The organism is Bradyrhizobium sp., assembly GCF_017881085.1.
Taxonomy (GTDB): Bacteria; Pseudomonadota; Alphaproteobacteria; order Rhizobiales; family Xanthobacteraceae; genus Bradyrhizobium.
Genome location: NZ_JADGRI010000355.1, coordinates 1 through 5178, shown reverse-complemented (window position 1 = coordinate 5178; position 5178 = coordinate 1). Strand labels below are relative to the sequence as shown.

Below are 5178 nucleotides of genomic sequence, written 5' to 3'. Positions count from 1 at the left end.
CGCTCCGGCGTCTCGCTCAGAACCGGAAAGATGCCGATGGCGCCTCCGGCGGCCGCTTCGCCGGCGCCTGACGTCTTGAGCCCGAACGGCGCGACCAGCGCATTTCGCAGCGACAACAGGGATTCCACCCAGCGCGGCGAGCGGCCCATCATGCGCTGCGCGGCATGTCGTGCATCGAGCGCCCGGCCCTCGACGGCGATCCGGAAAGCGTCGACGAACTGCGCGCCGGCAAGCAACGCGGCGCGATCAACATCCGGCTCGACCTCCTGGACCTTCATGCGGAGGCAAGCCTGTTCGCCAGCCGCCTGAAACGCAAGAGCAGAAGTGAGGCATAGGCCAGCGACCCCACCGACAAGCCGATCCAGACGCCGACGGCCCCGAGATGCGCCTGGAAGGCCAGCGCCCATGCGGCGGGAAAGCCGATCAGCCAGTAGCCGATCACGGCGAACAGCAGCGGGATGCGGGTGTCCTTCATGCCGCGCAGCGATCCGGCCATGATGGTCTGAACGCCGTCCGTGAGAAACAGCGTGGCGGCGACCACGAGCAACGTCGCGGCGAGGTCGATCGTGGCGTCCGCGTTCCCGGCCGTATCGCCGAAGAAAAGCCGCGCGATCGCAAAACGACAAACGATCACCATCAAGGTCAGGCCGGCTCCGAACATGAGGCCCAGCAGCAGGGCGGCGAGACCGGCACGCCTGACGCCGGCGGCGTCGTTGCGGCCGACGGCGTGGCCGACCCGCACCGTGGCGGCCATGCCGATGCCGAGCGGCACCATGAACAGGACGGCCGTGACCTGCAGGGCGATCTGGTGGGCCGCGAGCGCGGTCGTGCCGATCAGGCCGGCCAGCAGCGCCGCCGAGGAGAACAGGCCGTATTCCATCATGAAGGCGATCGAGATCGGCGCACCGATCGCGATCAGCTGACGCATCATCGCCCAGTCGATGCGCCAGATGTTTCCGAGCACATGGTATTTCGAAAACGGCCGGCGCGAGGTGGCGAACCACAGCCCGGCCAGGAACATGGCGAAATTGACGATCGTGGTGGCGATGCCGGCGCCGAACAGCCCGAGCGGCGGCAGCGCCCACGCGCCGTGAATCAGGAGATAGACCAGAAGCCCGTTGGCCGGGATCGCCGCCAGCGTGATCCAGAGCACGGGCTCGGGCCGGTTGAGCGCGCCCATGAAGCCGCGGATGGCCATCAGCCACAGCGCGGGCGTCGCGCCCCAGACCAGGCCGAGCAGATAATCCTGCGCGAGCTTGGCCGGCGGCTCCGCCTGCCCGAGCATCAGCAGGATCCGTTCGCCGTAGAGCGGAAACGTCATCATCGGCAGCGAGATCAGCAGCGCGGCCCAGAGCCCGACGCGCAAGCTTCGCCGCACCCGGTGCAGGTCGCGGGCGCCGAAGGCCTGTGCTGCGAGCGGCGACACCGCGGACACCACGCCGAGGCCCAGGGTGAAGCTGACGAAATAGACGGTGCTGGCCAGTGCCGCCGCGGCAACCGCCGCCTCGCCGAGCCGGCCGATCAAAGCGAGATCGGTCGTCATCATCGCGATCTGTCCGAGCTGGATCAGCGCCATCGGCGCGGCCAGTTTTACCGTATCGGCGAATTCGGCCGCGAGATGACGCTCGCGAGGGGAAGCGGCTCCGTGCGGCGCGATGGATGCCTGCTGTGTTTTTTCAAGAACGGTCATCGGCCGAGACTAGCGCATGATGGTTTCGAGTTGGGTCAAAGCTTTGCGAGTCGATCACCTCGCCCCGCTTGCGGGGAGAGGTCGCGAAGCGCAGCGAAGTCGGGCGGGTGAGGGGGCTCTCCGCGAGTCGCGTTCGTTGAAAGAGCCCATCACTCCAACCCTCTAAGAGCGAGCTACGCTTCTCGACCCCGCGAAGGGCGGGGAGAGGGAGAAGTAGCCGATACTCCTTGTATTAGCTACCGCGCCCGCTCCGGCACACGCGTGATCCGGGCGCCCGGCGCATTGAGCCGTTCGTCGATCCGCTCATAGCCGCGTTCGATCTGGTCGGCATTGTTGATGGTGCTGGTGCCCTTGGCGCACACCGCGGCCAGCAGCATCGCCAATCGGCCGACTTCAACCGGCAAACCGGACAAGTTTGCGAAGGCGACAAGAGCTTTGCCGCAGTTTCGCGGCGACGCTCGGACTTCAACGTGGCTTCACCGGATTGCGGCCAATGTCGCTTTCGATTGGCTCCGCGGCCGATCGGCGCGCGAGGCAAAGTTGACGGTTCATCTGGCCGAAGCCCTGGACGAGGCGACAAGCTGGCCGCGCCTGTTAACCACGAAATAGATCTGCGGATGAAAATGCAAAAATTTAAGATAAATTGAATCAATCGGCGGGTCGACGTGTGTTGCGAATTTTCATTCTACCAGCGCGGTAGAAAGAACCACACATGGAGCGTCTTTTGTTGGCTGCCATCGTTGCGATGGCGGCGAGTGGCCCTGCATGGGCCCAATCATCGACGGGGTCGGGCGTCGGCATTGCCGGATCGACATCGAATTCGCAGGCGATCTCGGGGCAGGGCGGCTCGGCGAGGATCACCAGCATCAGCACCGTGCCGGCCGATCAGACGGTCAAGAACGTGCCGAGCGTTTTCGCACCGGGCTTGGCCGCGGCCGGGCTCGAAACGTGCCTCGGGTCGGTTTCCGGCGGAGGCGCGTTTGTCGGGACCGGATTCAGCTTCGGCACCTCGATCCCTGATCCCAGCTGCGCGGCGCGGCTCGATGCGCGGACGCTGTGGAGCATGGGCCTGAAGAAGGCCGCGGTGGCGCGGCTTTGCCTCAACACCGACATCTACCGCGCGATGCCGGACGTTTGCGCAATCTATCTGCCGCGGGCTCCCGTGCGTCCCATCCACGCTCCCGCTCGGGCCGCCTACGCATCGGCGGCCACGACGGCCACGGACGAGCAGCCCTACGCGGGCGGCCCGATCCTGCTGGTCGAGGGCGAGACCGGCAAGATCCGTCTTTGCAACGACTACGACGAGCCCGGCCAGCGCTGCCGTGTCTGGGCCTACGTCGAGCACCACGCGTCTCCGCCGAAGAAGAAAGCGGCGGCGGGTGGTGGACTGACGACCATGGCAGCAAGCCAACCCGCCCCGGCACCCGCCGTGGCGGAAACCGAAAAGAAGGAAAAGTCACGATGAAGAAGCTGTTGATGAGTGTGGCGTTCATCGCTCTGGCGGGAAGCATTGTGCCGGCTGACGCCGGCTCGACGGTCGCCGTCGGGGGAGGCCTCAACCTCGGTCACGTCCAGACCACCACGGGGGCCGCCTCGATCGGCACCGCGGCGGCGGGTTCGCTCGCCAACGGGACCACCACCAGCATCGGTGCTGGTTTCGCGGCGGCCTCCCCGGCCGGCGGCATCTCGACCGGCCTCGGAGCGTCTGTGGGTCAGAGCAACGCCGTGAGCGGCGCGGCCTCGATCGGCAACGGTGCGGCCATCACGAGTGGTGTCTCCAACAACATCGGTGTCGGTGTCGGCGGAGGCTTCACCAACGTGCTGCCCTAACGTAGACGACAGCAGCATGGTGGCAAATCTTCGTCACCATGCTGCTGATCGGGTGGGGGTGCGATCTTCTACGCAACCGCGCCGACGAGGTGATCGAATGGTTGCTTCTCGCTGCGGTACGTGATTGCGGAAATGGCACATTTCGGGCGTGCCGTAATGTCCGGCTTGAGTCCGGAATGCGCACCAGGCACATCCGTCGACCGTTCCGGATATATGAGTCCACGCCCTGGACTCAACTCAAACTAACCCGCCCGCGCCGGCACCCGCGTGATCCTCGCGCCCAGCGCGTTCAGCCGCTCGTCGATCCGCTCATAGCCGCGTTCGATCTGGTCGGCGTTGTTGATGGTGCTGGTGCCCTTGGCGCAGACCGCGGCCAGCAGCATCGCCATGCCGGCGCGGATGTCGGGAGAGGTCATCAGCGCGCCGCGCAGCCGGCTCGGCCCCGCCACGATCGCCCGGTGCGGGTCGCACAGCACGATGCGCCCGCCCATTGCTATGAGTTTATCGACGAAGAACATCCGGGACTCGAACATCTTCTCGAACATCAGGATCACGCCGTCGCACTGGGTCGCGGTGACGATGGCGATCGACATCAGGTCGGCGGGAAAGGCCGGCCACGGCTGATCCTCGAGCTTCGGCACATGGCCGCCGAAATCGTCGCGGATCTTCAGCGTCTGGTGATCAGGCACCACGAGGTCGTCGCCGTCGACCTCGCAGACCACGCCGAGCCGCTCGAACCCCATCCGGATCGAGCGCAGATGTGTGACGCCGGCGCGCGCGATGCGCAGCGGCGACCGCGTCACCGCGGCGAGCCCGATCAGCGAGCCGACCTCGATGTGATCGGGCCCGATCGAATAATTGGCGCCTCGAAGCGTGGCCGGTCCGTGCACGATCATGGTGTTGGTGCCGATGCCCTCGATCCGGGCCCCGAGCGCGACCAGGAAATGCGCGAGGTCCTGCACATGCGGCTCGGACGCGACGTTGCGCAGATGGGTGGTGCCGTGGGCGCCCACCGCGGCCATCAGCGCGTTTTCGGTGGCGGTCACGCTCGGCTCGTCGAGAAAGACATCGGCGCCGTTGAGGCGCTTCGCCCTGAATTGCAGCCGGTCGGACGCGGTGACGCTGGCGCCGAGCTGCTCGAACGCCAGAAAATGGGTGTCGAGACGCCGCCTGCCGATGACGTCGCCGCCGGGCGGCGGCAGCATCACCTCGCCGCAGCGGGCCAGCAGCGGCCCCGCCAGCAGGATCGAGGCGCGGATCCGCGCGCAGAGCACCGGATCGAGGTCGGCGGCGCGAATGTTTTTGGCGTGGATATCAAGCGTATTGCGCTCGCGCCATTCGGCCGACGCGCCGACCGAGCGGATCAGCTCCACCAGCGTTTCGGTGTCGCGAATCCGCGGAACGTTTTGCAGCGTGACCGGATGCTCGGTGAGCAATGCCGCGGCAATGATCGGCAGCGCGGCGTTCTTGTTGCCGGCAGGTGTGATCGTGCCAGAAAGCCGGTGTCCCCCTTCGACCACGTACTGGATAGGGGAGGCCGGCCCGGCTGTCGGGTCACTCATGGGGTTTCGCCCGAAGCTTGAGTTAAGTCTTGTGGAATCAGTGGGTTGCGAAACGCACCGTAGCACAGGCGGGGGAATTCCGTCACGCTCTCCCTT

The 5178-nt window shown here is 66.3% G+C and carries 6 protein-coding genes and 1 pseudogene; 3 read left to right on the top strand and 4 right to left on the bottom strand.

What is annotated here, in order from left to right; translation table 11 throughout:
* The 3 genes and pseudogenes from QZ213_RS24280 to QZ213_RS24270 all read right to left on the bottom strand — a co-directional run.
* The coding region (locus tag QZ213_RS24280) for a DUF2867 domain-containing protein (protein ID WP_291688617.1) at positions 1–278 on the bottom strand (278 nt) is incomplete at its 3' end.
* The gene (locus QZ213_RS24275; RefSeq protein WP_291688616.1) at positions 275–1690 is read right to left on the bottom strand and encodes an MATE family efflux transporter; all 1416 of its coding nucleotides are present in this window, start codon (positions 1688–1690) and stop codon (positions 275–277) included. The genes QZ213_RS24280 and QZ213_RS24275, both read right to left, overlap by 4 nt.
* Positions 1691–1926: 236 nt before the next feature.
* Positions 1927–2079: pseudogene (locus QZ213_RS24270) on the bottom strand (UDP-N-acetylglucosamine 1-carboxyvinyltransferase); the annotation flags it as partial.
* Between QZ213_RS24270 and QZ213_RS27225 the strand changes: the two are divergent.
* The 3 genes from QZ213_RS27225 to QZ213_RS24260 all read left to right on the top strand — a co-directional run bounded on the left by QZ213_RS27225 (position 2027) and on the right by QZ213_RS24260 (position 3520).
* The gene (locus QZ213_RS27225) at positions 2027–2299 is read left to right on the top strand and encodes a sigma factor (RefSeq protein WP_365885204.1); all 273 of its coding nucleotides are present in this window, start codon (positions 2027–2029) and stop codon (positions 2297–2299) included. The pseudogene QZ213_RS24270 and the gene QZ213_RS27225 sit on opposite strands and share 53 nt — an antisense overlap.
* Before the next feature lie 118 nt (positions 2300–2417).
* A complete protein-coding gene (locus tag QZ213_RS24265; RefSeq protein ID WP_291688615.1) occupies positions 2418–3155 on the top strand; it encodes a hypothetical protein in 738 nt (245 codons plus the stop codon).
* Complete coding sequence (locus QZ213_RS24260) at positions 3152–3520, top strand: hypothetical protein (protein WP_291688614.1); 369 nt, start codon at positions 3152–3154, stop codon at positions 3518–3520. Before QZ213_RS24265 ends, QZ213_RS24260 begins: the two co-directional genes overlap by 4 nt.
* A 242-nt stretch (positions 3521–3762) precedes the next feature.
* On the opposite strand, the gene murA is transcribed toward QZ213_RS24260, so the two are convergent.
* Complete coding sequence (murA, locus tag QZ213_RS24255; protein ID WP_291688613.1) at positions 3763–5082, bottom strand: UDP-N-acetylglucosamine 1-carboxyvinyltransferase; 1320 nt, start codon at positions 5080–5082, stop codon at positions 3763–3765.
* Positions 5083–5178: the final 96 nt, after the last annotated feature.